At 71.7% G+C, this 25,521-nt stretch carries 23 protein-coding genes and 1 pseudogene; 13 read left to right on the top strand and 11 right to left on the bottom strand.

Annotated features, from left to right (window positions below):
• Positions 1-715: 715 nt before the first annotated feature.
• Entirely contained in the window at positions 716-1,783 is a 1,068-nt protein-coding gene (locus tag ABT245_RS06375) for an alpha/beta fold hydrolase (protein ID WP_351729322.1), read from the bottom strand.
• 209 nt (positions 1,784-1,992) lie between these two features.
• Here ABT245_RS06375 and ABT245_RS06370 point away from each other — a divergent pair, with 209 nt between their 5' ends.
• The 4 genes from ABT245_RS06370 to ABT245_RS06355 all read left to right on the top strand — a co-directional run bounded on the left by ABT245_RS06370 (position 1,993) and on the right by ABT245_RS06355 (position 3,907).
• A complete protein-coding gene (locus ABT245_RS06370; protein ID WP_351729319.1) occupies positions 1,993-2,217 on the top strand; it encodes an Rv3202a family protein in 225 nt (74 codons plus the stop codon).
• A 168-nt stretch (positions 2,218-2,385) separates the two neighbouring features.
• Positions 2,386-3,030, top strand: coding sequence for a TetR/AcrR family transcriptional regulator (locus ABT245_RS06365; RefSeq protein ID WP_351729316.1), 645 nt, complete (start codon positions 2,386-2,388; stop codon positions 3,028-3,030).
• A 154-nt stretch (positions 3,031-3,184) separates the two neighbouring features.
• Positions 3,185-3,412 (top strand): DUF3107 domain-containing protein, encoded by a 228-nt coding sequence (locus tag ABT245_RS06360; protein WP_351729313.1) that lies wholly within the window; start codon positions 3,185-3,187, stop codon positions 3,410-3,412.
• A gap of 225 nt (positions 3,413-3,637) precedes the next feature.
• Positions 3,638-3,907 carry a hypothetical protein gene (locus ABT245_RS06355; protein ID WP_351729311.1) on the top strand — a complete coding sequence of 90 codons (270 nt, stop codon included), beginning with the start codon at positions 3,638-3,640 and terminating at the stop codon, positions 3,905-3,907.
• 106 nt (positions 3,908-4,013) lie between these two features.
• Here ABT245_RS06355 and ABT245_RS06350 read toward each other — a convergent pair whose 3' ends face one another.
• On the bottom strand, positions 4,014-4,772 hold the full coding sequence (locus ABT245_RS06350) for a ferritin-like fold-containing protein (protein ID WP_351729308.1): 759 nt from the start codon (positions 4,770-4,772) through the stop codon (positions 4,014-4,016).
• Between the two features lie 494 nt (positions 4,773-5,266).
• Here ABT245_RS06350 and ABT245_RS06345 point away from each other — a divergent pair, with 494 nt between their 5' ends.
• Both ABT245_RS06345 and ABT245_RS06340 read left to right on the top strand, forming a co-directional pair.
• On the top strand, positions 5,267-7,768 hold the full coding sequence (locus ABT245_RS06345) for a DEAD/DEAH box helicase (RefSeq protein ID WP_351729601.1): 2,502 nt from the start codon (positions 5,267-5,269) through the stop codon (positions 7,766-7,768).
• Positions 7,769-7,974: 206 nt separating this feature from the next.
• Entirely contained in the window at positions 7,975-8,943 is a 969-nt protein-coding gene (locus ABT245_RS06340; RefSeq protein ID WP_351729306.1) for an alpha/beta fold hydrolase, read from the top strand.
• A gap of 16 nt (positions 8,944-8,959) precedes the next feature.
• Here ABT245_RS06340 and ABT245_RS06335 read toward each other — a convergent pair whose 3' ends face one another.
• Positions 8,960-9,850, bottom strand: coding sequence for an NYN domain-containing protein (locus ABT245_RS06335; RefSeq protein ID WP_351729303.1), 891 nt, complete (start codon positions 9,848-9,850; stop codon positions 8,960-8,962).
• Between the two features lie 171 nt (positions 9,851-10,021).
• On the opposite strand from ABT245_RS06335, the gene ABT245_RS06330 reads away from it, so the two are divergent.
• Positions 10,022-10,174: a DUF8834 family protein gene (locus ABT245_RS06330; RefSeq protein WP_121887214.1), complete on the top strand. Its 153-nt coding sequence runs from the start codon at positions 10,022-10,024 to the stop codon at positions 10,172-10,174.
• Positions 10,175-10,331: 157 nt separating this feature from the next.
• Here ABT245_RS06330 and ABT245_RS06325 read toward each other — a convergent pair whose 3' ends face one another.
• From ABT245_RS06325 to ABT245_RS06310, 4 genes are all read right to left on the bottom strand, one after another.
• Positions 10,332-10,937, bottom strand: a complete 606-nt coding sequence (locus ABT245_RS06325; protein WP_351729301.1) for a MarC family protein — start codon at positions 10,935-10,937, stop codon at positions 10,332-10,334.
• A gap of 49 nt (positions 10,938-10,986) precedes the next feature.
• Positions 10,987-11,844 (bottom strand): PHP domain-containing protein, encoded by an 858-nt coding sequence (locus ABT245_RS06320; protein ID WP_351729298.1) that lies wholly within the window; start codon positions 11,842-11,844, stop codon positions 10,987-10,989.
• A gap of 342 nt (positions 11,845-12,186) precedes the next feature.
• Positions 12,187-12,828 (bottom strand): DUF6758 family protein, encoded by a 642-nt coding sequence (locus ABT245_RS06315; RefSeq protein WP_351729295.1) that lies wholly within the window; start codon positions 12,826-12,828, stop codon positions 12,187-12,189.
• A 378-nt stretch (positions 12,829-13,206) separates the two neighbouring features.
• The gene (locus tag ABT245_RS06310) at positions 13,207-13,803 is read right to left on the bottom strand and encodes a suppressor of fused domain protein (RefSeq protein WP_351729293.1); all 597 of its coding nucleotides are present in this window, start codon (positions 13,801-13,803) and stop codon (positions 13,207-13,209) included.
• Between the two features lie 491 nt (positions 13,804-14,294).
• Here ABT245_RS06310 and ABT245_RS06305 point away from each other — a divergent pair, with 491 nt between their 5' ends.
• The 3 genes and pseudogenes from ABT245_RS06305 to ABT245_RS06295 form a co-directional block, all read left to right on the top strand.
• Positions 14,295-15,428, top strand: a complete 1,134-nt coding sequence (locus ABT245_RS06305; RefSeq protein ID WP_351729291.1) for a magnesium and cobalt transport protein CorA — start codon at positions 14,295-14,297, stop codon at positions 15,426-15,428.
• A gap of 420 nt (positions 15,429-15,848) precedes the next feature.
• A complete protein-coding gene (locus ABT245_RS06300; protein ID WP_351729289.1) occupies positions 15,849-16,364 on the top strand; it encodes a hypothetical protein in 516 nt (171 codons plus the stop codon).
• 313 nt (positions 16,365-16,677) lie between these two features.
• A pseudogene (locus tag ABT245_RS06295) lies at positions 16,678-17,874 on the top strand (HelD family protein); the annotation flags it as partial.
• A gap of 61 nt (positions 17,875-17,935) precedes the next feature.
• On the opposite strand, the gene ABT245_RS06290 reads toward ABT245_RS06295, so the two are convergent.
• On the bottom strand, positions 17,936-18,688 hold the full coding sequence (locus tag ABT245_RS06290) for a hypothetical protein (RefSeq protein ID WP_502982070.1): 753 nt from the start codon (positions 18,686-18,688) through the stop codon (positions 17,936-17,938).
• Positions 18,689-18,924: 236 nt separating this feature from the next.
• Between ABT245_RS06290 and ABT245_RS06285 the strand changes: the two genes are divergently transcribed.
• The 3 genes from ABT245_RS06285 to ABT245_RS06275 are packed head-to-tail and all read left to right on the top strand — an operon-like array spanning position 18,925 to position 22,038.
• Entirely contained in the window at positions 18,925-20,250 is a 1,326-nt protein-coding gene (locus ABT245_RS06285) for a magnesium transporter MgtE N-terminal domain-containing protein (protein ID WP_351729287.1), read from the top strand.
• A complete protein-coding gene (locus ABT245_RS06280; RefSeq protein ID WP_351729284.1) occupies positions 20,247-20,849 on the top strand; it encodes a DUF1003 domain-containing protein in 603 nt (200 codons plus the stop codon). Before ABT245_RS06285 ends, ABT245_RS06280 begins: the two co-directional genes overlap by 4 nt.
• A 55-nt stretch (positions 20,850-20,904) precedes the next feature.
• Positions 20,905-22,038 carry an Mrp/NBP35 family ATP-binding protein gene (locus ABT245_RS06275; RefSeq protein WP_351729282.1) on the top strand — a complete coding sequence of 378 codons (1,134 nt, stop codon included), beginning with the start codon at positions 20,905-20,907 and terminating at the stop codon, positions 22,036-22,038.
• Between the two features lie 235 nt (positions 22,039-22,273).
• On the opposite strand, the gene ABT245_RS06270 is transcribed toward ABT245_RS06275, so the two are convergent.
• The 3 genes from ABT245_RS06270 to ABT245_RS06260 all read right to left on the bottom strand — a co-directional run bounded on the left by ABT245_RS06270 (position 22,274) and on the right by ABT245_RS06260 (position 25,458).
• The gene (locus tag ABT245_RS06270) at positions 22,274-22,945 is read right to left on the bottom strand and encodes a hypothetical protein (RefSeq protein ID WP_351729280.1); all 672 of its coding nucleotides are present in this window, start codon (positions 22,943-22,945) and stop codon (positions 22,274-22,276) included.
• A 260-nt stretch (positions 22,946-23,205) separates the two neighbouring features.
• Positions 23,206-23,655 (bottom strand): sec-independent translocase, encoded by a 450-nt coding sequence (locus ABT245_RS06265; protein WP_351729278.1) that lies wholly within the window; start codon positions 23,653-23,655, stop codon positions 23,206-23,208.
• 126 nt (positions 23,656-23,781) lie between these two features.
• Complete coding sequence (locus tag ABT245_RS06260; protein ID WP_502982072.1) at positions 23,782-25,458, bottom strand: S1C family serine protease; 1,677 nt, start codon at positions 25,456-25,458, stop codon at positions 23,782-23,784.
• Positions 25,459-25,521 lie beyond the last annotated feature (63 nt).

The raw sequence follows: 25,521 nt of genomic DNA, 5'->3' as shown, positions 1-25,521 counted from the left end.
CGCTCCGCCCACGCAACTCGCCCCAGCCCCCGCCGGGTTCACGCTGCTCGGGATGCCCACCACGGGCCCGCGGCACCCCCCGCGCGGGCGTACCGTCCGCCCTCCGCGGAACCCCCGGGGCGGGAGCCCCGTCCCCCTGCCGAGGTACCCCCCGAGGAGGAGCCCCGTCAGGCAACCCCGGAAACCCATACGCCGGCGTACCGTCCGGCAACCGGGGCACCCCTCGGGCAGGAGTCCCATCCGCCAACCGCGGCACGCCCCGCGCAGGAGCCCCGTCAGGCAACCCCGGAAACCCATACGCCGACGTACCGTCCGGCAACCGCGGTACCCCCCGGCCGGGAGTCCCGTCGGGCAGCCGCGGCACGCCCCGGCCCGGAGTCCCGTCATCCGACCGAGGTACCCCCCGGGCGGGACTCCCGTCAGGCGACCAGGGGACCCCCTGGGTCCCGGTCCCATCCACCGCCCGCGGAACCCCCCGCGCGAGCATCCCGTCGGCCGTGGGGCGTCGTTGGCCGGGCAATGGTCCCGGTGTGGGGCCGGGCCGCGCCGCCTGTCCCGGCGCGCTCCCCGCGCGGGGGGCGCCGGCGTCGTCCGGGCCGCCCGCGCCACCGGTGCCGCCCGTCGCCGGCCCCGCCGCGTCTCGCCGTGCGGTTATGTCCGCGGCGTCGCCCTTGGGGGCGGATCCGCGGCGGCTGTGCCGTCCCACCTCGCCCCCTCAGCTCCTGGCGCCCGTGTCGTCGAGATCGGTTCCGACCTCCACGTCGACATCGGCCAAGCCGGGTCCACCGGGCTCTTCAGGTCGCCGCGCCGAGACCGACTCGCCGTCCAACTCCCGCACATCGCACAGGAGTTCCCGGAAGGCCACGGCCACCGTCTCAGGGTATTCCATCATCGCCACATGCCCGGCGTCCGGCAGGGACAGCAGCCGGGAGTCACGGAAGGAACGGGCCGCCTTCTGGGACATGCGGTAGCCGACGAGCAGATCGCGGCCGCCGTAGATCAGCAGGGTCGGGGCGAGCACACGCTCGGCCTGGCGCCACAGCCCGTGCTGGCCGCCCAGCGTGTACGCGTTCACCAGCCCGCGCGCGCTGCGCGCCATCGCGTCCCAGAAGTACGGCAGCCGCAGCCGCCGTTCCAGTTCCTCCACGGCGTGCTGGAACGCCTCCGAAGTCACCCGCCCGGGATCCCCGTAGCACAGCCCCGTGACGCCGCGGACCCGCTGCTCGGCGGTCCACTGCCGGGTGATCCGGGTGAACAGCGCGGCCACGCCGGGCAGGCCCAGCAGGGCCGTCGGCACGGCGGTGCGCTGCACACGCAGCTCCGGCAGGGCGGGAGAGACCAGCGTGAGGGTCCTGACGAGATCCGGGCGGACCGCGGAGACCCGGGTGGCGACCGCGCCGCCCAGGGAGTTGCCGAAGAGGTGCACAGGGCCGCGCCCGGCCGCGTCCAGGTAGCGGATCACCGCGCGCGCGTGGCCGGTGACGGAGTAGTCGCCGTCGTCCGGCGGCGGGGAGTCTCCAAAGCCCGGCAGGTCGACCGCTTCGCCGTCGACGATGTCGTCCAGCTGGGCCATCAGCGCCGACCAGTTCTGCGAGGAGCCGCCGAGCCCGTGCACGAACAGGGCGGGCGGCAGTCCCTCGCGCGCGGGAGGCCGCGACCGGATCGACAGGGTGATCCCCGGCAGCCCGACCGACCTCAGCCGCTCACCCTCCTCGACCCTGACCAGGGCCACCCTCGGAAGGACGCTGGTGGCCGACACGGACGGCAGTTCGGTCGAAGACATGCGGCAATGTTACGAGACGATCACGCCGCGGATCCTGTGTTCGCCGTCACAGAACGGCCGACGCCCGGGCGTGTCGCGGGGTGCGATCCCGACGTCGGCCGGCATCTCATGGCATAGCGCCCGTGTCGGTGTCTTACGCTCGTAGACACAGGGCACCCGCAGTGTGACCCCTGCTGCTTCCGGGGACGTTCGTAGGAAGGGAGCCCGCCATGGCCTATGACCCCACCGATCCCGACACCGTCGAGGACGCGGAGGTCCGGGGAGTTACGGAGATCGACGTCGAGGCGCCCGAGGTCGACGCGGCCGAGCAGCACGCGGACGTCGCGCCGGAGCACGACGATTCCCTGACCGGCGTGGAGCCGGACCGCGCCAACGAGGCCGACCTCATCGAACAGGCACGGGTCGTGACCCTGGACGAGGACGACTACCGCTGACGCCCGCCCGGACACGGTCAGTGACCTGCCCCTGCTGAGGGGACCCCGATCGGCTACCGCCACCGTCCGGTCCGTGAAATTCTGCGCTCGCACCGCGCACACCACGGTTACCGAAAAGTACGATGGCGGCGCGGCGCACACCGCATGTGGACGATCTTGGGAGGCGGCGTGACAGCCATCGAGCAGACAGAGGCGGCACGCCCGAGAGGCACGCGCCTGCCGCGCCGTGCCCGACGGAACCAGCTCCTGGGCGCCGCCCAGCAGGTCTTCGTGGCGCAGGGCTATCACGCGGCCGCGATGGACGACATCGCCGAGCGGGCCGGTGTCAGCAAGCCGGTGCTCTACCAGCACTTCCCGGGCAAGCTCGACCTCTACCTCGCGCTGCTGGACCAGCACTGCGAGTCCCTGATCCAGGCGGTGCGGGGCGCGTTGGAGTCGACGACCGACAACAAGCAGCGCGTCCGGGCGACGATGGACGCCTATTTCGCGTACGTCGAGGACGACGGCGGGGCGTTCCGCCTGGTCTTCGAGTCCGACCTGACGAACGAGCCCGCGGTGCGCGAGCGCGTCGACAAGGTCACCAACGAGTGCGCCGAGGCGATCTGCGAGGTCATCGCCGAGGACACCGGTCTGTCGCGCGCGGAGTCGATGCTGCTGGCCTCCGGGCTCGGCGGTCTCGCCCAGGTGGTGGCCCGCTCCTGGTTGCACAGCGACCGGAGCGTTCCCCGGGACCAGGCGGTGCAGCTGCTGACGTCGCTGGCCTGGCGGGGCATCGCCGGCTTCCCGCTGCACGGCGCCGAGCAGCACCCCTGAGCGGCCCGGCCGCCACCGGCCCGGTCTTTGTTCCCGCTCGCTGTTCGCTCCTGGCGTTCTTGCGCGCAGCGTGTACGTCCCCTCACCGGGCTAATGTGTGCTGGGTACGGCGCGCTGGGTCGCGCACTTCACTGACCGTCGGAGGGACATAGCCGTGGAGGTCAAGATCGGCGTGCAGCACGCGCCCCGCGAGATCGTTCTGGAGAGCGGTCAGAACGCGGAAGACATCGAGCGCGTGGTGGCCGAGGCGCTGGCCGGCAAGTCGCAGCTGCTGAGCCTTGAGGACGAGCGCGGCCGGAAGGTCCTGGTCCCCGCGGATCGTCTGGCGTACGTCGAGCTGGGCGAGCCGACCACCCGCAAGGTGGGCTTCAGCACGCTGTAGTCCGCCGTGGGCCGCCGCCCGGCGCGCGTCGGACGCACCCGCGGCACAGTCGGACGAGGAGCCCGGTGGCAGGTTGCCGCCGGGCTCCTCGCGTGTGTCCGACGCGCGGATGCGCTTCCACATCCGACGCACAAGTCGTACACAGAGGAGGATTGCATTCCGCAGGTCACGGGTAGGACGGGCTACGACCGTGAAGCGCCGGCCGGCCGTGTGGAAGGACCCCTGATGATCCTGGAAGCTCTCGGTTCGGCCCTGGTCGGCCTCGCCCTGGCCGCCGTCGCGATGCGCCGGCTGTCTCACCGGCTGCCCGCCCGCCTCCTCGTCTTCTTCACCGGGGTCGCCGGGGCCCTGTTCGGCGACTTCGTGACGCACACCGCGCTGGGCGCAGGCCCGGTGCCGGTCAGCCTGCTCGGCGCGGCGGTGGTCTCCGCGGCCTCGCTGTCGCTGCTGCTGCGCCCGGCGGGGCGGCTGCGCCGGCGATCCGCCCCTGCATGAGCGCACGGCCGGTCGTGGCGGCGCAGCCACCGGCGGGCCCGCGGCCGGCGGCGCTCCTTGTGGCACTCCTCGACCCGGTCAGGCGGCGTGGCGCTCCCCCGCCCGGTCAGGCGGCCAGCCCCAGGGCGGCCATGCGCTTGGTGTGCGCCTCGGTGATCCGGGAGAACATCCGGCCGACCTCGGCGAGGTCGAAGCCGTCCGCGACACCGCCGACGAGCATCGTGGACAGCGCGTCCCGGTCGGCGACGACCCGCTGGGACTGCGACAGCGCCTCGCCCATCAGCCGCCGCGCCCACAGGGCGAGCCGGCCGCCCACCCGCGGGTCCGCGTCGATCGCCGCGCGCACCTTCTCGACGGCGAAGCTGGCGTGCCCGGTGTCGTCGAGGACCGCGAGCACGAGCCCGCGCGTGTCGGCGTCGAGCCGGACCGCGACCTCCCGGTAGAAGTCGCTGGCGATCGAGTCGCCGACGTACGCCTTGACCAGCCCCTCCAGCCAGTCCGAGGGCGCCGTCTGGCGGTGGAAGCCGTCGAGCGCGGCGACGAACGGCTCCATCGCCCGAGTCGGCTCCTCCCCGATCTCCGCGAGCCGGTCCCGCAACTGCTCGAAGTGGTGGAACTCGGCCGACGCCATCTTCGCCAGCTCCGCCTTGTCCGCGAGGGTGGGCGCCAGCTTGGCGTCCTCCGCGAGCCGTTCGAACGCCGCCAGCTCGCCGTACGCGAGCGCGCCGAGCAGGTCCACGACCGCGGCGCGGTACTGCGGGTCGGCGGAGGCCGTGGCCCACTCCTGGGCGGCGACTCCGGTGGCCTCGGGCGAGGCGTCCTCGGGGGCGTGGTCAGGCTTGTCAGAGCTCGTCATGAAGCGCACAATAACCCGCTCAACGAGCGGCGGAAGTCCTTGATCGATCAGTGTGATGACGACTACGTGGCCAAATCGGCCATCGCATGTGCACGAATCCGGGGTATGGTGGTAATGCGCCTGCTGGGGACTCCGTCGTTCCGACGCCGCTTCCGGTCAGGCCGCACGCATGAGGATGCCCGGTCGGTGGCCCGATCGGCTCCGACCCGACAGCCCTCCATGAACGTACGGCACATCGCGTACGCCGACCGGAGGGAACCCTCAGCGGCGAGAGCGCTAGAGCGTCGGCAGAGGTCCCGTGCCAAACGGCTTGCCCCCGCGGTTCGCCCGTGAGGCAGCCGACGTCCCCGGCACGGTCCGACACGACCCCCGCGCTCGCCTCGCGCCGCGCACACAGAAGAGGCAGCACCCTGACTACGACGTTTCGAGAACTCGGAATCCTTCCCGAGACAGCCGAGGCCCTGGAGGCCGTCGGCATCACCACTCCCTTCCCCATCCAGGAGATGACCCTCCCCGTCGCCCTCTCCGGCACGGACGTCATCGGCCAGGCCAAGACCGGCACCGGCAAGACGCTGGGCTTCGGCCTCCCGCTCCTCGAACGCGTCACCGTCCCCGCCGACGTCGAGGCGGGCCGGGCCGCACCCGAAGCCCTCACCGACGCCCCGCAGGCGCTCGTCGTCGTCCCCACCCGCGAGCTGTGCACACAGGTCACCAACGACCTGCTGACCGCGGGCAAGGTGCGTAACGTGCGGGTGACCGCGATCTACGGCGGCCGGGCCTACGAACCCCAGGTGGAGGCCCTCAAGAAGGGCGTCGACGTGGTCGTCGGCACCCCTGGCCGGCTGCTCGACCTCGCCGGGCAGAAGAAGCTGAACCTGAAGCACGTCAGATGTCTGGTCCTCGACGAGGCCGACGAGATGCTCGACCTCGGGTTCCTGCCCGACGTCGAGAAGATCATCGACATGCTGCCGGTCAAGCGCCAGACCATGCTGTTCTCGGCGACCATGCCCGGCGCGGTGATCGGCCTCGCCCGCCGTTACATGTCCCGGCCCACGCACATCCGTGCCACCGCGCCGGACGACGAGGGCGCGACGGTCGCGAACATCAAGCAGTTCGTGTACCGCGGTCACTCCATGGACAAGCCGGAGATGATCGCGCGCATCCTCCAGGCCGAGGGCCGCGGGCTCGCGATGATCTTCTGCCGTACGAAGCGGACGGCGGCGGACATCGCCGAGCAGCTCCAGCGGCGCGGCTTCGCCTCCGGCGCGGTCCACGGCGACCTGGGCCAGGGCGCCCGCGAGCAGGCGCTGCGCGCGTTCCGCAACGGCAAGGTCGATGTCCTCGTGTGCACCGACGTCGCCGCGCGCGGCATCGACGTCGAGGGCGTGACCCATGTCATCAACTACCAGTCTCCCGAGGACGAGAAGACGTATCTGCACCGCGTCGGCCGCACCGGCCGGGCGGGCGCGAAGGGTACGGCGATCACCTTCGTGGACTGGGACGACATCCCGCGCTGGCAGTTGATCAACAAGGCGCTGGAGCTGGACTTCAACGACCCGGTGGAGACGTACTCCACCTCCCCGCACCTCTTCTCCGACCTCGGCATTCCCGAGGGCACCAAGGGTGTCCTGCCACGCTCCGAGCGCACGCGCGCCGGGCTGGAGGCGGAGGAGCTGGAGGATCTGGGCGAGACCGGTGGCCGCGGTGCGCGCGGTCGTGGTGGGCGAGCCGGCCGGGTCGAGTCCCGGCCGGCCGCGCAGGAGCGCCCGGCGGGCACACCGCGCCGTCGCCGCCGTACGCGCGGCGGGGCACCGCTCGACTCGGCGCCCGCCGGATCCGGGGCGGCACCGGTCGGCTCCGGGGCGCCGGCCGCCGAGGCCGTCACCGCGGAGGAGGTCACGGTGCCGCGTACGCCGCGCCGCCGTCGCCGCACCCGTAGCGGGGCGCCCACGGAGTCGGTGGCGGTCGCCTCGGCGGCCGAGCCTGCCGAGCCGGCGCCGACCGCCGAGGCCGCCCTGACGACGGCGGAGGGCACGGCCGCGGTCGAGACCCCCGAGCGGCAGCCGCGCCGTCGGCGCACGCGCAAGTCGACGGAGCGTGAGCGCGCGGCGACACCGGCCGAGAGCACGCCCGAGGCGGTCACCGAACCCGAGGCCGTCGTCCGCCCTGAGGCGAGCGTCGAACCTGAGGCCGTCGTCCAGCCCGAGCCGATCGTCCGGCCTGAGCCGATCGTCGAGCCCGTGTCGGCCGTCGAGCCCGTGGCCGCGGCGCCCGCGCCGGAGGCAGCGGCGGTTGTGGAGCCGGAGGCGCCGGCGAAGCCGCGCCGTCGCACGCGCAAGACGGCGGCTGCGGCCGAGACGGCGACCGCCGTCGAAGCGGCGATGGACACCGCCGAAGCCGCGGAGGCGAAGCCCAAGGCCCGTCGGACCCGGAAGACCGCCGCCGCGCAGATCACCGCCGAGCAGGCGCAGGGCACGGCCGACGTCGCGGAGACCGCGGACGCCCCCACGCCCCGCCGCCGCACCCGTAAGACCGCAGCCGTGGCCGAGACCGCAGTGGACACGGCGGAGGCAGCGGAGGCCAAGCCGAAGCGCACCCGCAAGGCAGGGGCCACCGCCGAAACCACCCTGGACACGGCCGAGGCCACGGAAGCGAAACCGAAGCGCACCCGCAAGACCGCAGCTGCCGCCGAGACACCCGCGGACACCGCGGAAGCCGAGGCCAAACCGAAACGCACCCGCAAGACCACAGCCGCCGTGGACGCCGCGAACGGCGCCGAGGCCGCGCCGAAGGTTCGTCGGACCCGAAAGGCCGCCGCCGCGCCGGTGACCGGCGGGATCCCGGCGCAGGCCACCGAGGAGCCGGAGGTCAAGCCGAGGCGCCGCACGCGCAAGGCCACGGCCAGCGCCGAAACCGCCTTGGACACGGCCGAGGCCACGGAGGCGAAGCCCAGGGCGCGCAGGACCCGCAAGGCCGCCGCGGCGGCGGAAACCCCGGAGGCCTGACCGGCACCGCCGCCACGCCCACGCCGACGCCGACGGCCCGGCCCGCCCAGCGGGACCGGGCCGTCGGCGTTCCCCGCACGGCACGCCGACCATCACGCCCCGTCGGCATCACCTCGTGCGGGACCGGGTCGTCGGGTCGGCGGGGTTCATCCAGGGTCCTTCCGACCGTTCTGCTCCCGGCCCCCGTGGCCGATAGCCTCTGGGGCATGAGCAGACCGCCCTCCTTCGTTCCGCCTCCCGGTGCCCGTGCCTACGCGTTGCGTACCGCGCGTGGCGAGTTCGCCGTGGTCGACTCGCCCGTGGCCGACGGTGTGGAGCCGCGGGGGGTCGCGCTGCTGCTGCCCGGGTTCACCGGGAGCAAGGAGGACTTCCATCCGCTGTTCATGCCGCTCGCACGGCGCGGTTATCGGGCCGTGGCGGTGGACGGACGCGGGCAGTACGAGTCGGACGGCCCGGAGCACGACGAATCCGCTTACGCACAGCGGGAGTTGGCGCGGGATGTGCTGGCGCAGGCGGAGGCCCTGGGCACTGCGGTGCATCTGCTGGGGCACTCCCTCGGCGGGCAGATCGCGCGGGCGGCCGTGCTGCTCGACGGGGCCGTGTTCCGCTCGCTCACCCTGATGGCCTCCGGCCCGGCGCAGATCTCCGCCTCCCAGCAGCAGCGCGTCAAGCTGCTGCGGGACGCCCTCGCCGTGATGTCGATGGCGGAGGTGTGGGACGCCATCCAGGCGATGGAGCCGCCCGAGGAGACCGAGGTCGACGGCGGTCCGGCCGACCGGGCGGCGCTGCGCCGCCGCTGGCTGGGCAACAAGCCGGCCCAACTGATCGCCACCGGGCGCCAGTTGTGCACCGAGCCGGACCGCGTCGGCGAACTCGCCGCGGTGGGGCTGCCGTTCCATGTGCTGTCCGGTGCGGCCGACGACACATGGCCGGTGCCGCTCCTCGACGACATGGCCGTACGGCTCGGGGCCCGCCGGACCGTCATCGAGGGTGCGGAGCACTCGCCCAACACCGATCAGCCGCTCCCGACGGCCCGGGCGATCGCCGACTTCTGGGACGGCACGGGGGAAGCCGGCGAGAACCACACCAGCAAGGACGGCGAGAACCACGCCGGCGAAGACGGCGAGAACCGCACCCGCGCGGACGGCGAGAACCGCACCGGCGCGGACGGTTAGCCCCTCCGCTGCCGGGTCAGTACTGCGTCTGCAGGTGCTCCCAGAAGCCGTCCCGCAGCGCGCGCCGCAGCTCCGCCTGGCCGCGCAGCGAGTACTGGAGCAGTCCTTCGGCCTCGACCAGCAGGTCCTGGTCGACCGAGCCGGGCAAGTAGGGGTGGCCGGGCAGCAGTTCCAGCAGGGCCTCCCGGCCGCGCGCGGACAGCCACTTCGCCGCGATCTGGGCGCCCACGAAGCGGACGTCCTCGCGTGTGGGCCGGTTCGCCGTGCCCTCGTAGGCGGCGGTGCGCCGGGCGACATACGGCTTGAAGAAGTCCAGGTCGAAGGTGCGCTGGCTGTCGACCTCCCAGAGCAGGGGCTCCGCCTGGTTGCGACCCTCGGGTGCCTCGATGCCCCAGAGGTGGACCCGGGCGCCGTAGCCCTGGGCCGCCTCCACCGCGGAGACCAGGTCCTCGTCGCCGCCGATGAGCGCCGCGTCGCTGATGGCGCGGTGCCGGGCCAGGGACTCCAGGTCGGTGCGGATGAGAGAGTCGACGCCTTTTTGCTGGTTGTTGGCGTTGAGGTTGCCGAGGCGGACCTTCACGTCGGGGAGTTCGGCGATGGACTGCTGCTCGGCGGTGTGGATGCGGCGCCGGGCACCGTCGTACCAGTAGACCCGGAGCAGCCTGCTGTCCGCGAAGATGGTGCGGGCGCGGTCGATGAGCGCCTCGATCAGGCCCTCCGCGTCGAGGTCGAAGGCGCGCCGGTCCTCCGTCCCGGCCACCAGCCGGCCCGCGGCGGCGTAGAGGTATCCGGCGTCCACGAAGATCGCGTGGGTCGAGGGCGTCTTCGCCACTTCGGCGAGCATGCGCTGGAGCAGCTCGTTGGTGCGCTCGATGCGGGCCTGGATGCCGGCTTGGTCGTCATTCATCGCTTCCATTGTCTCGGCGGTCACGCTGCGAACACAACCGGTCCCGGTCAGTCTCGTAAGAACCTCTTACCGGTCAGTAATTAGCCGTTCGAAAAATTTCCTTAGCGTAGGGAATGTTTGTAACAAGCATCCCGTTGACTCAGACGGAACAACGAGACGAAGGGAGAAGCCATGCGCTTCGAGATCATGCGACTCGACGAGGTCGACGGGACGCCCGTGGACAGCACCGTCGTGGACGCCGCCTCCGTCAACCGGATCGTGCAGCAGGCCGCCGCCATCGGACAGCGGCTGTGGATCCGGCCCGCCGAGAGCACGGCCTCGTAACAGACACTCAGGAAGCACGGACACTTCGCAAGCGGACCACCGGTCACGGATCACCCGGATCGCGGACCACCGTCGAAGAGCTTTCAGGGCCCCCGCGCGGCATCGACGCCGACGGGGGCCCTGCGCATGAGGTGGGGCCGCCGGGCCGGCCCCGGGCTCAGCCGCCCCTGATCACCTGGGTGATCCCGTTGATGATCTGCTGCACGGCGATGGCGGAGAGCATCATGCCCGCGAGCCGCGTCACCAGCACCACCCCGCCGTCCTTGATGACCCGGATGATCAGCAGCGAATAGCGCATCACCAGCCACAGCACGACATGGACGGCGAGGATCGCCGACCACACCGAGACCTGCGAGGCCACGGTGTCGGCCTTCTGCACGGCCAGGATGACCGACACGATGGCACCCGGACCGGCCAGCAGCGGCATGCCCAGCGGCACGAGGGCGACATTGACGTCCTTGGTCTGCTTCGGCTCGTCCGTCTTGCCGGTGAGCAGGTCGAGCGCGATCAGCAGGAGCAGCAGACCGCCCGAGATCATCAGCGCGGGCACGGAGACATGCAGATAGTCGAGGATCCGATGGCCCAGCACGCCGAAGACGGCGATCACCCCGCCGGCCACGCAGACGGCCTGGAACGCCATCCGCTTCTGCACCTTGGCGGGGCGTCCGGCGGTCAGCGCGAGGAAGATCGGGGTGATCCCGGGGGGATCCATGATGACGAAGAGGGTGAGGAACAGGGAGCCGAAGACGGCGAGGTCGACCATGGGTACAGCGGAGCCTTGCGGAAGAGAGGTACGGGGGCGCGGGCGGGTGTCAGGCCCCGCCGGTCCCGGGCACCGGGAAAGCGCCGGTCGCACGCCGGGTGATCTCGCCGTACACCTCGGGGTCCGTGGTGTACTCGCCGAGGGCCACGGGCTTGCGGCCGCCGTGGTAGTCAGAGGAGCCCGTGACCAGCAGCCCCAGGTCCTTCGCCAGTCCGCGCAGCCGGGTCCGGGCCTGTGCGTCGTGGTCCATGTGGTCGACCTCGATGCCGTCGAGGCCGGCCGCGGCCATCTCGGCGATGGCGGACTCGGGCACCGTACGGCCGCGCTTGACGGCGGCCGGATGCGCGAAGACGGTGACGCCGCCGGCGGCCTTGACCAGCCGGATGGCCTCGAACGGGTCGGTCTCGTGCTTCGCCACGAAGGCCCGTCCGCCGTCGGCCAGCCAGTCCTCGGTGAACGCGTCGCCCACGGTCGGCACGACGCCCAGTTCGACCAGCGCGGAAGCGACATGCGGCCGCCCGACGGAGCCATCGCCCGCGATCCGCTTCACCTGCTCCCAGGTGACCGGGACGCCCAGCCCGTTCAGCTTGGCGATCATGCCCTGGGCCCGCGGCACCCGGTCGTCGCGGACCAGCTCGCGCTCGGCGAGCAGGGCGGGCTCCTCGGGGTCGAAGAGGTAGGCCAGCAGATGCAGGGAGATGCCGTCGATACGGCAGGACAGCTCGGCGCCCGTGACGAGGGTGAGCCCCGACGGGAGCGCGGCGACGGCTTCGGCGTGGCCGCGGGTGGTGTCGTGATCGGTCAGCGCGACGACGTCAAGACCGGCCGCGGCGGCGTTGCGCACCAGCTCGGCCGGGGTGTCCGTGCCGTCGGACGCCGTGGAGTGGCAGTGCAGGTCGATGCGCACGACGCGGGCTCCAGGCGAAGACGGGACCGAAGGGACACCTAGGAGTGTCCTGAAAATCTTGCTTTCGACACCCGGTTCACCCCGGATCGCCGGTAAATGTCAATCGGGTTGAACCAGGGCAAGCCGGGCGCATATTCAAGATCTTCATCAGACTCCTAGGGCGTGTTTCGAACGTCCCGTCTGGCCCTTTGGGCGGACGACGCTACTTTCGAAACACGCCCTAAGGATAACGGGCGTCCACGGGTGTCGTGTCACGGACGAAGACGCCTGCGCCCCCTACAGTCCCCGGCCTTCCCACGGCATCCTCCGGCCGACGCCGCGCGGCCGGCCCGCGGTCGCCGCTCAGGGTTCCAGCAGCCGCGGCGACAGCGCTCCGCAGGGCACCAGATCCAGTTCGGCGCCCGCGTCCCGCAGGTCCGTCAGCACCAGTTCGTCGTACATGAGCAGGCCCGTCTGCTCGGGCCACACCACGGCCCACAGCCACAACCCGAGGGCCTCGCCGGCGAAGACGGCGCGGTCGCCCGGGGCGCCGGTGACATGCCAGAGCGGGGTCGGGCGACCGGCCGCCAGCACCTTCGCCTGGGGCGGCTTCTCGACGTTCAGATACGGTCCCGGGTCGGGGCCGGCGATGCCCGCGTAGCGCGCGCCGAGGCCGACGCCCAGTTCCTCGGCGACCAGGATCAGTTCGCCCATGCCCCCGAGCGGGCCGGGTCCCGAGCACGCCACCGCGGTCGCCCGGCCGCCGCTGCGGTCGTCGCCCGCGTAGGCCACCCCCGTGAACAGCCAGCCGACCGGCAGCGGCCAGGGCATCCACACCGGCACCTGCGTCCGATGGACGACCACGCTGAGAGCCTCGACGCTGGGCGGGATCACGGGCTGCAGCGGATGCACCGTCCCATGCACATCGCACTGCCAGGAATCGGCGAAGAGTCCGGGAGCCCTGACCCGGCCACCGCACTTCGGGCAACTGGGTTCGCCCCTCATAGGGCCCCACGGTCCTACCCGCACACCGCCACGTCAAGGACGATCACCCGTCCGGACGGAATCCCCGCCCACCCCGGACCGTCACGCGCCCGCCGCCCGGCCAAGGGAACTGGATACGCATTGATCAGCCACCCTGACTTACTGTGTGCCATCTCCTCGGGCTCTCCTCACGGCGCCCCGACTGGTGCTGCTCGCCGCGGCGCGCTCGTGGTCGTCGTACGGCGGGCCGCGCTCACCGACGAGGCCGAGCAGTCGAAGACCCGGCACGGTACCGAGGACGGTGTCGGCGTATTCGCCAACTGACCGGTTCCGGCCCGGGACTCGGTGAGACCGGCCACGCTCGGATCGCTCTCGGGTCGCTCTCGGATCAGCTTCGACTCAGCCGAGCGGGACGGATCCGCGGCCGGGGTCCCGCAGGTCCGTCCCGTTCGTCAGCCAGCGCTCCTGGAGGGCCTGGGCACCGTGTACGCGCTTCCAGGCGACCTCGTTCGGGGTCATCGGCAGCAACGGCAGGAACCGTACGGGATCCAGCGGCGCGTCCAGCTCCAGGTCCTCGACCAGTCCGCCCGGCTCGGCTACCAGGACCGAGCCGAAGGGCGCGCCCGGCCACAGCGGCTCCCCCACGTCGAGGGAGGCGCCCGGCGCCACCACCACGCCCTCCACCTGCGGCGAGGCGGCCAGCACGGCGAGCGGGCGGAGCACCTTGTCGGTGTCGGCGAGGCCGGCGCGCAGGGACAGGACCAGTTCGGCGCGGGGGCCTCGGACGGGGTCGGCGAGCATCGCCGTGGGCTCCGTCATGGGGTGGGCGGACATGCCGAGCGTGGCGTAGCGGACGACGGCTTCCTCGCGGTCGCGGTCCTGGAAGCGGAGCACCTCGATGCGGTCCGTGCCGAGGAAGGTGACCGCCGCGCGCGCGTCCGGTTCGCCCAGCGCGCCGCACAACCGTGCCTCGACCAGAGGAAGAACATCAGCCATGCGGCGAGCATAGAACTCGTCAGCAGCGGGCAAAGCGTCACCTTGACACCGCGGTCGGCTGATACTCTTGCTCGGTGGTTCGGGGCAGCACGCAGAAGCGTCGCATCGAGTCCCGACGCCCGTGAGACTCCCCTACGGGGAATGGACCGTCCCTTACGAGGGACCGGCTGGAGGAGGTGGGGCTGCCATGGATCGAAGTCGGCCGTGCAGTACCACTCGCTCTTCCGGCTGTTGATGTAGCCGTTCCGGACCCGGCCTACCGCCACCTCTCGCGCTCGCGCCGTCGTACGCGTCCTCGGAAGAGCACTTCGTTCTGCCCTGCCTGATCTGTCTGATCTGAATCAGCAGCGAAGCTCGCCACCGCGACGGTGCGGTGCTCCCCGCTTTGTGGACGTGCCAAACATCCGCACACAGGACGTCCTCATTCCGGGTAGTTCCAGCCGTCACCGCGGCCCTTTCGCGCTTCGCTGCCCACCGCGAAGGAGCCCGCCATGTCGATGATCCGCGACCTGCGTGCCGTGGTCCGTCCCTCCCGCCCCTCCCTGCGCAAGAGTGCCCCGCGCCGGGACAGCGGGAGCTACGACACCACCCGCGACCCCTCGACCCCCTCGGCCGTCGTCGACTGCGCCGTCTACCGGGACGGCGCCCGGATCGAGAGCGCCAAGCCGCTGACCCCGCACGAGGCGATGCGCCAGGTGCGGCGCGACGGGGGGTTCGTCTGGATCGGGCTGCACGAGCCCACGGAAGCCGAATTCGCCGGTATCGCAAGCGAGTTCGGGCTGCACCCGCTGGCCGTGGAGGACGCCGTGCAGGCGCACCAGCGGCCGAAGCTGGAGCGGTACGACGACTCGCTGTTCACGGTCTTCAGGACCGTCCACTACGTCGAGCACGACCAGCTCACCGCCACCAGCGAGGTCGTGGAGACCGGCGAGGTCATGTGCTTCACCGGGCGGGACTTCTTCATCACCGTCCGGCACGGCGGGCAGGGTTCGCTGCGGGCGCTGCGGCACCGGCTGCAGGACGACCCGCAGTTGCTCGCCAAGGGGCCGTCGGCCGTGCTGCACGCGATCGCCGACCATGTCGTCGACGGGTACATCGCGGTCGCCGACGCCGTGCAGGACGACATCGACGAGGTGGAGACCGAGGTCTTCTCGCCGAGCCGCAAGGGCGGGGCGGGGCGCGGTGTGGACTCGGCGCGTATCTACCAACTCAAGCGTGAGGTGCTGGAGTTCAAGCGCGCGGTGTCGCCCCTGCTGCGACCCATGCAACTGCTGAGCGAGCGGCCGATGCGGCTGATCGATCCGGAGATCCAGAAGTACTTCCGGGATGTCGCCGACCATGTCGCCCGGGTCCAGGAGCAGGTCGTGGGCTTCGACGAACTGCTCAACTCCATCCTCCAGGCCAACCTGGCGCAGGCGTCGGTCGCGCAGAACGAGGACATGCGGAAGATCACGGCATGGGCCGCGATCATCGCGGTGCCGACGATGGTGTGCGGTGTGTACGGCATGAACTTCCACAACATGCCCGAGCTGAGGTGGAAGTACGGCTATCCGCTGGTCATGGGCATCACGGTGGCCCTGTGTCTGACCATCCACCGCACGCTCAAGCGCAACGGCTGGCTGTGACGGCGACGGCTCGCGGTGACGGCGACCGGGGTCTGCGGTCAGGGGTCTGCGGTGGGCGGTCGGGGGTCTGCGGTCGGGGGTCTGCGGTCGGGGGTCGGGGGTCTGCGGTCGGGGGTCTGCGGTCGGGGGTCGGGGGTCTGCGGTCGGGGGTCGGGGGTCTGCGATCGGCGGTCTGCGGTCAGGGGTCTGCGGTGGGCGGTCGGGGGCCTGCGGTCGGCGATCGGCGATCGGCGATCGGCGGTCGGCGGTCTGCGGTCGGCAATGGGCGGTCGGCGGCCGGGGGTCTGCGGTCGGGGCTCTGCGGTCGGCGATAGGCGATCGGCGGTCTGCGGTCGGGGGTCTGCGGTTGGCGATCGGCGGTCCGCGGTCGGCAATGGGCGGTCGGCGGCTTGCGGTGGGGCGGCTGGATAGGCTGGGCGCATGACAAGCGAGCTGCTCGACCGTGCCCTCGTCGAGGAGGCCACGAAGAAGTCCGGGCTCGTCTGGGTCCGCGGTGCCGGGGCGCCCGCCGCGCGTGCGCTGTGGCACGCGTGGCACGACGGAGCGGTGTGCCTGGTCGGCGACGGGCCCGGGGAACAGCCGCTGCCCGGGCTCGCCGACGGCGGCTCGGCCGAGGTGACCGTGCGCAGCAAGGACAAGGGCGGCCGGCTGGTCACCTGGACGGCGACGGTGTCCGAACTCCCGCCCGGGTCCGCGGAGTGGGAGGCCGCGGTGGCCGAGCTGAAGGGCAAGCGGCTCAACGCGGCCGACGGGGAGGCCATGACGGACCGTTGGTCCCGCGAGTGCCGGGTGCTCCGGCTGACACCGACGGGGGCGACGGCGGCCCTCCCGGACGGGCCGCTCACCGCACCCCCGCTGCCGACGCCCGCGACGACCCGCCGCCCGGCCCCGGCGGCCCTACCGCGCCTCCTGACAAAACGCAGAAAGCGAAACTGACTCCGTTGCGGGCGGAGAAGAAGGCACCGAGCAACTGGTCAACGCGTTCAAGAAGGTGTCGGGCGAGGAGAACATCCTCTTGGGCCCTGGCCTTGGTGGCCCGGTGCGCAGCGGCGGGCCACGCGACGTACTACCCGCTGGACGAGAGGGTTGGCGGCCCGTACGCGGCCTCGTCGTGGAAGGCGCGGCGGGCGGTCCGCCTCCCGGCACGTGAGCAGGACCGAAGCCGAGGAGGCGTGACAGCGTACGGCTGGTCGCTGCGTACGCTTCCTGACATGGGCGACGTGGGCGGGCTGCGCGAGCGCAAGAAACAGCAGAGGTCCTGCGCCGCGCGCTCTACGCACGGGTGAACGTGGAGGCGACGCAGCCACTCGTACTGCCGGACGGTTCCTACCGCTGGCGTGTGCCCACCGACGAACTGGAGAAGATCGTCCGGGACGTACGCACCGAGGAACCCCCCTATGCCGTGGGGCGCGAACGCGTCCGTACCCGCATCGTCCACGCGATTCAGCAACAGGCCGAGCGCCGCGGCGGCCCCCGCACGAATACCTGGCTCCAAAAGGTCTCCCGGGCACGCCCGGTCACCACCCTGCTCAACACCATCTGGCCCGCCGTGCAGCCCGAGGAAATCCTCACCGATCTGCTCACCCGTCCGGACACTTTGGCCGCCGCGGCGGAAGGTGTTCTCCACGGGAAGGAGCAGAAGGCCCTCCTGTGGCCCAGACCCCCGCGCTCTGCCAGGTCGGCCCGCTGGTCGGCGGCCGATCTCGTCCTCCTCGACGAACTCGCCGGCCTGATCGAGCGCCCCGGCGGCTACGGGCATGTTGTGATCGATGAAGCACAGGATCTGTCCCCCATGCAGTGCCGCGCCATCGCCCGCCGCTCACCCTTCGGATCCGTCACCGTCCTCGGAGACCTCGCCCAAGGCACCACCCCCTGGGCCGCACGCGACTGGGCCCAGTTCCTCACCCACCTGGGGAAGCCAGACGCCATCGTCACCCCACTCACCACAGGATTCCGCGTCCCCGGCGCCGTCGCCGAACTCGCCAACCGCCTTCTGCACCACCTCGGCGCGGACGTACCACCCGCCCGATCCTTGCGCCGCGACGGAGAGGCGAGCATCGAGGCGACCGATGACACGACCGCCGCGACAGTCGCGGCCGTGAACTCAGCGCTGGGGCACGCAGGCTCCATCGGTGTCATCGCAGCCGACACCGAAGCGCAGAAGCTTCACCACGCTCTCATCGCGGCTGGGATCTCGGCATCCGGACCGGACACCCTTGGAGCCCGCCTCACCGTGGTGCCGGCCTCCACCGCCAAAGGACTGGAGTACGACCACGTCGTGGTGGTCGAGCCCTCAGCCATCGTCCAAGCCGAGCCCCGCGGAATGAACCGCCTGTACGTGGCCCTCACCCGAGCGGTCTCCCGCCTCCACATCGTGCACTCTGCGCCTCTGCCGCTCGCGATCCGGCCCTTGGATCCACAGCACATCGAACCCCCGACGCCCTGAACACCGAGCACGCCCGCCGTACGAACCGGTGCTCCAGCCTGCCTCGGTGAGGGCGTGCCGCTCAGGACGTCGGCAGTTGTTTGCCGTAGTCCACCGTCTCGTCCTTCGCCGGTCCGGCGAGGGTGAAGTCCTTGCCCCAGTCGGAGAAGCGGAGCGTCCCCGCGTCGCCCGCGCGGGTCAGGCTGAGCGGGTACGGCCGGCCCTCCAGGGAGACATCGAGGCTGCCGCCGGCGCCCTTGTCGCCGGTGATGCGGATGGTGCGGACACCGGACTGTTCGTGGTGGCCGGCGGTCGCCAGGGCACCGTGCAGGGCCAGCAGCCCGTCGAGGAGCACATCCTTGTCCGTGAAACCGCTGAACTTCTTGTACGCGGGGTCGCCCTGCGGCACCTTCACATACTTTCCGCCCAGCTTCTCCGTGGTCGCCGTCTCCCCGCCCTTCTCGCCGCCGTCCGCGTGGCTCCAGAAGTCCGCGTCGGCCTTCAGATACAGCTGCTCGCCGATCCGCAGCAGCCGGAAGGTCGCCCCCTGCGAGGTCACCGACCCGGTGCCGCCGTCGGCCTTCAGCTGCATGTCGAGCTTGTACGTGCTCCCGCTCGTCACCACGGTCCCCGACAGCCGCACCGCGCGGGCCGAGTCCGCCGCCGCCCGGGTCCGTGACTGGATCTTGTCGGCGGGCAGCTTGCCCACCCCGTTGGTGCCGGCGTCCGGATCCTCGCTGCACCCCGTGAGTCCCGTCGCGCCCGCCAGGGCCAGCGCGCACATCGCGCTCACCAGCGCGGCCCGGCGGATACGGCCCTGCGCAATCACGGTCACAGCTGGGGCTGCCTTTCTGCTGGAACCAAGCGGCGTACGGCAGCGTACCGGGGCCGTCGGGCCTTGGCGGAGCCAGTCCGTCCGGACCGCTCACCAGGGCGTATCCGATCGGGACGGGCTAGCCTGAAGCCCACCGAGCGGGCAATTCGGAAAGGGGGGGCACGGCTGGACACACAAGGCCGCGGCCGACGGCCTGCCGTACGCAGAGGAGCCAAGGAAGCTGAGGAAGCACAGTCATGGCAGCCGGCGTTCCCCGGATCTTCGTCTCGCATCTGGCCGGGGTCCCCGTCTTCGACCCGAACGGCGACCAGGTGGGCCGTGTGCGGGACCTCGTCGTCATGCTGCGCGTCGGGCGGCGTCCCCCGCGCCTGCTCGGCCTCGTCGTCGAACTGCCCACCCGGCGCCGCATCTTCCTGCCCATGAACCGGGTGACCAGCATCGAGTCCGGCCAGATCATCACCACCGGGGTGCTCAACGTCCGCCGCTTCGAGCAGCGCCCCACCGAACGCCTCGTCCTCGGGGAACTGCTCGACCGCCGCGTCACCCTGGCCGAGACCGGCGAGGAGGTCACCGTCCTGGACGTGGCCGTACAGCAGCTGCCGGCCCGCCGGGACTGGGAGGTCGACCGCGTCTTCGTACGCAAGGGCAGGAAGGGCGGCGCATTCAGGCGGACCGGGGAGGAAAAGCGTATGGCCCTGCCCTGGAAGGGGGGCGGGCGACGGGCGGGCGAGACACTGACCGTCGAGTGGTCGGCGGTCAGCGGGTTCTCGCTGGAGGAACACGGGCAGGGCGCCGAGAGCCTGCTCGCCACCTTCGAGCAGCTGCGCCCCGCCGACCTCGCCAACGTGCTGCACCATCTGTCCGCCAAGCGGCGCACCGAGGTCGCCGCCGCCCTCGACGACGACCGCCTCGCCGACGTCCTGGAGGAGCTGCCCGAGGACGACCAGATCGAGATCCTCGGCAAGCTGAAGGAGGAGCGGGCCGCCGACGTCCTGGAGGCCATGGACCCGGACGACGCGGCCGACCTGCTCGGTGAGCTGCCCGAGCAGGACAAGGAACGGCTGCTGAGCCTGATGCAGCCCGGCGACGCGGCCGACATGCGGCGGCTGATGTCGTACGAGGAGCACACGGCAGGCGGGCTGATGACGACCGAGCCGATCGTGGTACGGCCGGACGCCACCGTCGCCGACGCCCTCGCCCGCGTCCGCAACCCCGATCTGTCCCCGGCCCTGGCCGCGCAGGTCTATGTCTGCCGGCCGCCCGACGACACCCCGACCGGCAAGTACCTGGGCACGGTGCACTTCCAGCGTCTGCTGCGCGACCCGCCGTACACCCTGTGCAGCTCGCTCGTCGACGACGATCTGCAGACCCTCGCCCCGGACGCCACGCTGCCGGTAGTCGCCGGGTTCTTCGCCACGTACGACATGGTCGCGGCGCCGGTCGTGGACGAGGCCGGGGCGCTGCTGGGCGCGGTGACCGTGGACGATGTCCTGGACCACATGCTGCCCGAGGACTGGCGGGAGACGGAGTTCCATCTGGACGAGGGGACGAGCGCGCCATGACGCCCGAGCGCGAGAGCACTCGCGAGCGCGGCCCCGCCGGGGCCACCGCCGCCGCCCGGCCCCGCACCGCCCGTCTCGACCAGCCGGGCCCGCGCCGGCGGCGGCTCCTGCCGGAGTGGGACCCGGAGGCGTTCGGCCGGCTGTCGGAGAAGATCGCCCGTTTCCTGGGCACCGGACGCTTCATCGTCTGGATGACGGTCGTCATCGTGCTGTGGGTGCTGTGGAACGTCGCCGCGCCGTCCTTTCTGCGCTTCGACCAGTACCCGTTCATCTTTCTGACGCTGGCGCTCTCGCTCCAGGCCTCCTACGCCGCCCCGCTGATTCTGCTCGCGCAGAACCGGCAGGCCGACCGCGACCGCGTCAACCTGGAACAGGACCGCAAACAGAACGAGCGGTCCATCGCGGACACCGAGTATCTGACCCGCGAGATCGCCGCGCTGCGGATGGGCCTGGGCGAGGTCGCGACCCGGGACTGGATCCGCTCCGAACTTCAGGACCTCGTCCGGGACCTGGAATCGCCGCGCCGCCGCGACGGGCAGGTCGTCTTCCCGGCGGAACAGCCGGAACGGCCGCCGGGACATGACACGGACGAGCGCTGACGACCGCTGAAGGGGGCTTACCGGAGGCCCCGCCGGGCGCCGTACCATCGACCTTATGGCTACGGAAGACGCGGTGCGCCAGGCGCTGGCGACGGTGAACGACCCCGAGATCAACCGGCCCATCACCGAACTGGGGATGGTCAAATCGGTGCAGATCGGCGCGGACGGAGCGGTCGCGGTCACCGTGTACCTGACGGTCTCCGGCTGCCCGATGCGCGACACGATCACCCAGCGCGTGACGGAGGCGGTCTCCCGCGTCGACGGCGTCACGCGCGTGGATGTGACGCTCGACGTGATGAGCGACGAACAGCGCAGGGAACTGGCGGCGGCGCTGCGCGGCGGCCAGGCCGAGCGCGAGGTCCCGTTCGCCAAGCCGGGCAGCCTCACCCGGGTGTACGCGGTCGCGTCCGGCAAGGGAGGCGTCGGCAAGTCCTCGGTGACGGTGAACCTCGCGGCGGCGATGGCGTCCGACGGGCTGAAGGTCGGTGTCGTCGACGCCGACATCTACGGCCACAGCGTGCCGCGCATGCTGGGTGCCGACGGGCGTCCCACCCAGGTCGAGAACATGATCATGCCGCCGTCCGCGCACGGTGTGAAGGTCATCTCCATCGGCATGTTCACCCCGGGCAACGCCCCGGTCGTCTGGCGCGGCCCGATGCTGCACCGCGCGCTCCAGCAGTTCCTCGCGGATGTGTACTGGGGCGACCTGGACGTCCTTCTCCTGGACCTCCCGCCCGGCACCGGTGACATCGCGATCTCCGTCGCCCAGCTGATCCCGAACGCCGAGATCCTGGTCGTGACCACCCCGCAGCAGGCGGCGGCCGAGGTCGCCGAGCGCGCCGGCTCCATCGCCGTACAGACCCACCAGAAGATCGTCGGCGTGGTCGAGAACATGTCCGGACTGCCCTGCCCGCACTGCGGCGAGATGGTCGACGTCTTCGGCACGGGCGGCGGCCAGGTGGTCGCCGAGGGCCTGACCCGCACGACCGGTACGACGGTCCCGGTGCTCGGCAACATCCCCATTGACGTCCGCCTGCGCGAGGGCGGCGACGAGGGCAAGCCGGTGGTCCTGAGCGACCCGGACTCCGCGGCGGGCTCGGCACTGCGCGCAATCGCCGGCAAACTGGGCGGCCGCCAACGAGGCCTGTCCGGCCTCTCCCTGGGAATCACCCCCCGCAACAAGTTCTGACCAGCCCCCGCAACCCTGCGGCACCCAGGGAAACGGGAGCCTGTTTGCGCCAGGGGCGCGGGAAATGTGCCCCGTCAGAACCAGGGGCGCGGGGAACTGCGCGACCAGCCACGCACAACGGGCGCACGCCAAACAACCCAGACCCCAACGGCGAGGAGGCGCCCAACGGGGCGCGGGGAACTACGCAAACCGGTCGAAAGCGACCCACGCGGGCCCCCGCCCCCTGCGCCGTGAACTACCCGTAAGACGCGATGTCCTTGATCATGGCGAAGCCAAGCCCGTACGCGCTCATCCCCCGACCGTACGCCCCCAGGTGCACCCCTTCCCGCGTGGAACCGGCGAGCACCCAGCCGAACTCCGACTCCTGGTAGTGGAAGGACGCCGGCACACCGTCCACGGGCAGCGACAACGTCGACCACGTCGGCCCGGACAGATCGTCGGCCAGGGCCCACGCGATCTCCGTCTGCTGCTCCAGCCATTCGTCCCGCAGGGTGTGGTCCATCTGCCCGGGCCAGGTGAGGGACAGCAGCCCGACACCGGCCAGCCACGCCGCCGAGGAGACCGACGTGGCCTCCAGCAGCCCGGTGCCGTCGGCGCTGCGCCGGGACGGGTTCGCGGCGACGGTCACCACGACCGCGAACTTGTCCCGGGGCTCGCCCGTGGAGCCGACCGCGTACTCGTTCCTGACGGAGGGTTCGTCGCCGTGCCCGATCGACCCGTGCTCGACGGCGCCGTCCGCCGCCGTACCGACCTGCATCAGCCAGCGCGGCCCTGTGAACGCCTCGTCGAGCCCGTACCAGGGGAAGTGGGCCAGCAGATAGCCGTCGACCGTGCGCCGCGCGGAGGGGGGCTGCCGTCGGCCCGCCGCGGCCGACGCCTGCGTGGCCTCTCCACTTGTCGTCTCCATGTGCCCCGACGCCTCCCTCGCTCTCGTCGGACCGGGACGGGGCCCGCCCCCCTTCGGGCGTACTCGTCCGGTCCGCACAACAACTCGGCAGCATATCCACACCGCCGCGGGCAGCAGGGAAACCGCCCGGTGCGTGGGTCGCGCGGCAGGCCGGTTCGCGTCGCGCGCGGCGTACGCGGGGTATGAAACGCGTCACGTCCCGGTGCGGGGTGGCATCGGGACGTGTGGTGCGCGGGTGCGCCGAGGCTCCGGCCGTACGGTCAGGTGGCGTCCGCGTCGAAGGGCGGGCGCTCGTCCTTGCCGGGCTGCTCGGGCTTCTTAATCATGTCGACCCGGCCGCCGGACCCACCGGCAGAAGACGAGGACGACGAGGAGGGTGTCTCGCTCTCCCGGCCGTGGACCGCGTCGGTGACCTCGGCCATCTCCTTCTTCAGGTCGAAGCCGTTGCGAATCTCCTTCAGACCGAGGTCGTCGTTGTCCAACTGCTTGCGGATGAACGTCTTGGGGTTGAGGTCCTCGAACTCGAAGTCCTTGAACTCGGGACCCAGTTCGTTGCGGATGTCCTGCTTGGCGCTCTCCGAGAACTCCCGGACCTTGCGGATCGTCCGCATCACGTCCTGAATGACTTTGGGGAGCTTGTCCGGACCGAAGACGAGCACGGCGAGCACAATGATCGTCACCAGCTCTAGCGGTCCTATGTCATTGAACACCTGAAGCTCCTAGCGATGTCCTCAGTCCTCGGCCCTCGGTTGTCCGTGATGTTTCCGTGGTCCGGGCCGGGTCCACGGTACCCGGCCGACCTGTCCGACCGGTACTGCCCCGAGGTGAGGTTTCTGTCAGTTGTGGCCTGAGGAACCGAGCACCAACGAAACGTGTTTCTCCTTGCCGTCGCGTTCGACGGTGAGGTCCAGCCGGTCGCCGGGGCGGTGGGCGCGGGTCTTGACGATCAGTTCGTCGCCGGAGTGGACGTGTTGTCCGTCGACCTCGGTGATGATGTCGCCGGGCCGGAGTCCGGCCTGGTCTCCGGGGCCGCCCGTGGTGACGGCGGGGCCGCCGTCACCGCCCTTGGTGTCGATGCGGGCGCCGTCGCCGGTGTAGGCCGTGTCGAGGGTGATCCCGATCACCGGGTGGGTCGCCCGGCCGTCGTTGATCAGTTCCTCGGCGACGCGTCTGGCCTGGTTGACCGGTATGGCGAAGCCGAGGCCGATGGAACCGGACTGGCCGCCCTGGGTGTCGGAGCCGCTGTCGGCCGAACGGATGGCGGAGTTGATGCCGACGACCCTGGCCTGTGCGTCGAGGAGCGGGCCGCCGGAGTTGCCCGGGTTGATGGGCGCGTCGGTCTGCAGCGCATCGACGTACGACACATCGCTGCCGTCCTCGCTCTCGCCGCCCGCCGTGATGGGCCGTTCCTTGGCGCTGATGATGCCGGAGGTGACGGTGTTGGAGAGGTCGAAGGGGGCGCCGATGGCGACGACGGGGTCGCCGACCTGGACGTTGTCGGAGTTGCCGAGGGGCAGGGGCTTGAGTCCGTGTACGCCCTTGACCCGGACGACGGCCAGGTCGTATCCGCTGTCCCGGCCGACGACCTGGGCCTTCGCGGTCTCGCCGCCGCTGAACGTCACCGTTATGTCGCCGCTCGGCCCGGCGGGCTCGACGACGTGGTTGTTGGTCAGGATGTGGCCGCGCGTGTCCAGGACGAAGCCGGTGCCGGTGCCCTGTTCGCTGCTGCCGGTCACATGCAGTGTGACGACGCTGGGCAGGGCGCGTGCGGCGATCCCGGCCACGCTGTCCGCGGGCCGCCCGGCGGGCTCCTTGCCCGCCTGCGGCAGATGGACGTCCGACACTCCGCCGTTGCGCTCCAGATACACCCCTACGATGCCGCCGACGCCCCCGGAGACCAGGGCCAGCGCCAGGGCACCCCCGATGAGCGCCTTGCGCGCCCGCCGACGCCGCTGCCCCTCGGTGGGGACGGCGGCACCGTTCTGCTGGAGCGGAGCCGCTGCGGCCCAGGGGTCATAACGCTGCCAGGGACCGGGGTACGGCCCCGTATCGGGCGCGGGACAGGACGCGGACTGCGGCACCGCGCCCGGCACGGAGGACGCGGACTGCGGCACCGCGCCCGGCACGGAGGACGCGGACTGCGGCACCGCGCCCGGCATGGGAAAGCCCGTCGAGTCCCCCTGCGGGGCCGCGCCAGGCGCGGGAAAGCCCGTCGACTCCGGCTGCGGGACCATGCCCGGCGCTGCGTAGAGCGTCGACTCCGACTGCGGCGCACCCGCTCCGGCCTGCACAGCATGCGGCACACCGGGCGCCGTCGCCGGAGCCGGAAACGCCGTGCCATGACCGGGCGACGGCACCGGTGCAGGAACCGTCCCACCGTGAGCGGGCGACGGACCGGCCGGGATCGTCATGCCGTCAGCGGGCAGCGGGGCAGGGACCGCCGTGCCGCGGGCGGGCGGCGGAGCCGGGACCGTCGTGCCGTGAGCGGGCGGAGGACCGGCCGGGATCGGCATGCCGTCAGCGGGCAGCGGGGCAGGGACCGCGGTGCCGTGAGCGGGCGACGGAGTCGGGATCGT

It is taken from the genome of Streptomyces sp. NPDC001508, from assembly GCF_040298665.1.
Taxonomy (GTDB): Bacteria; Actinomycetota; Actinomycetes; order Streptomycetales; family Streptomycetaceae; genus Streptomyces.
This window is presented reverse-complemented; position numbering and strand designations above follow the sequence as displayed.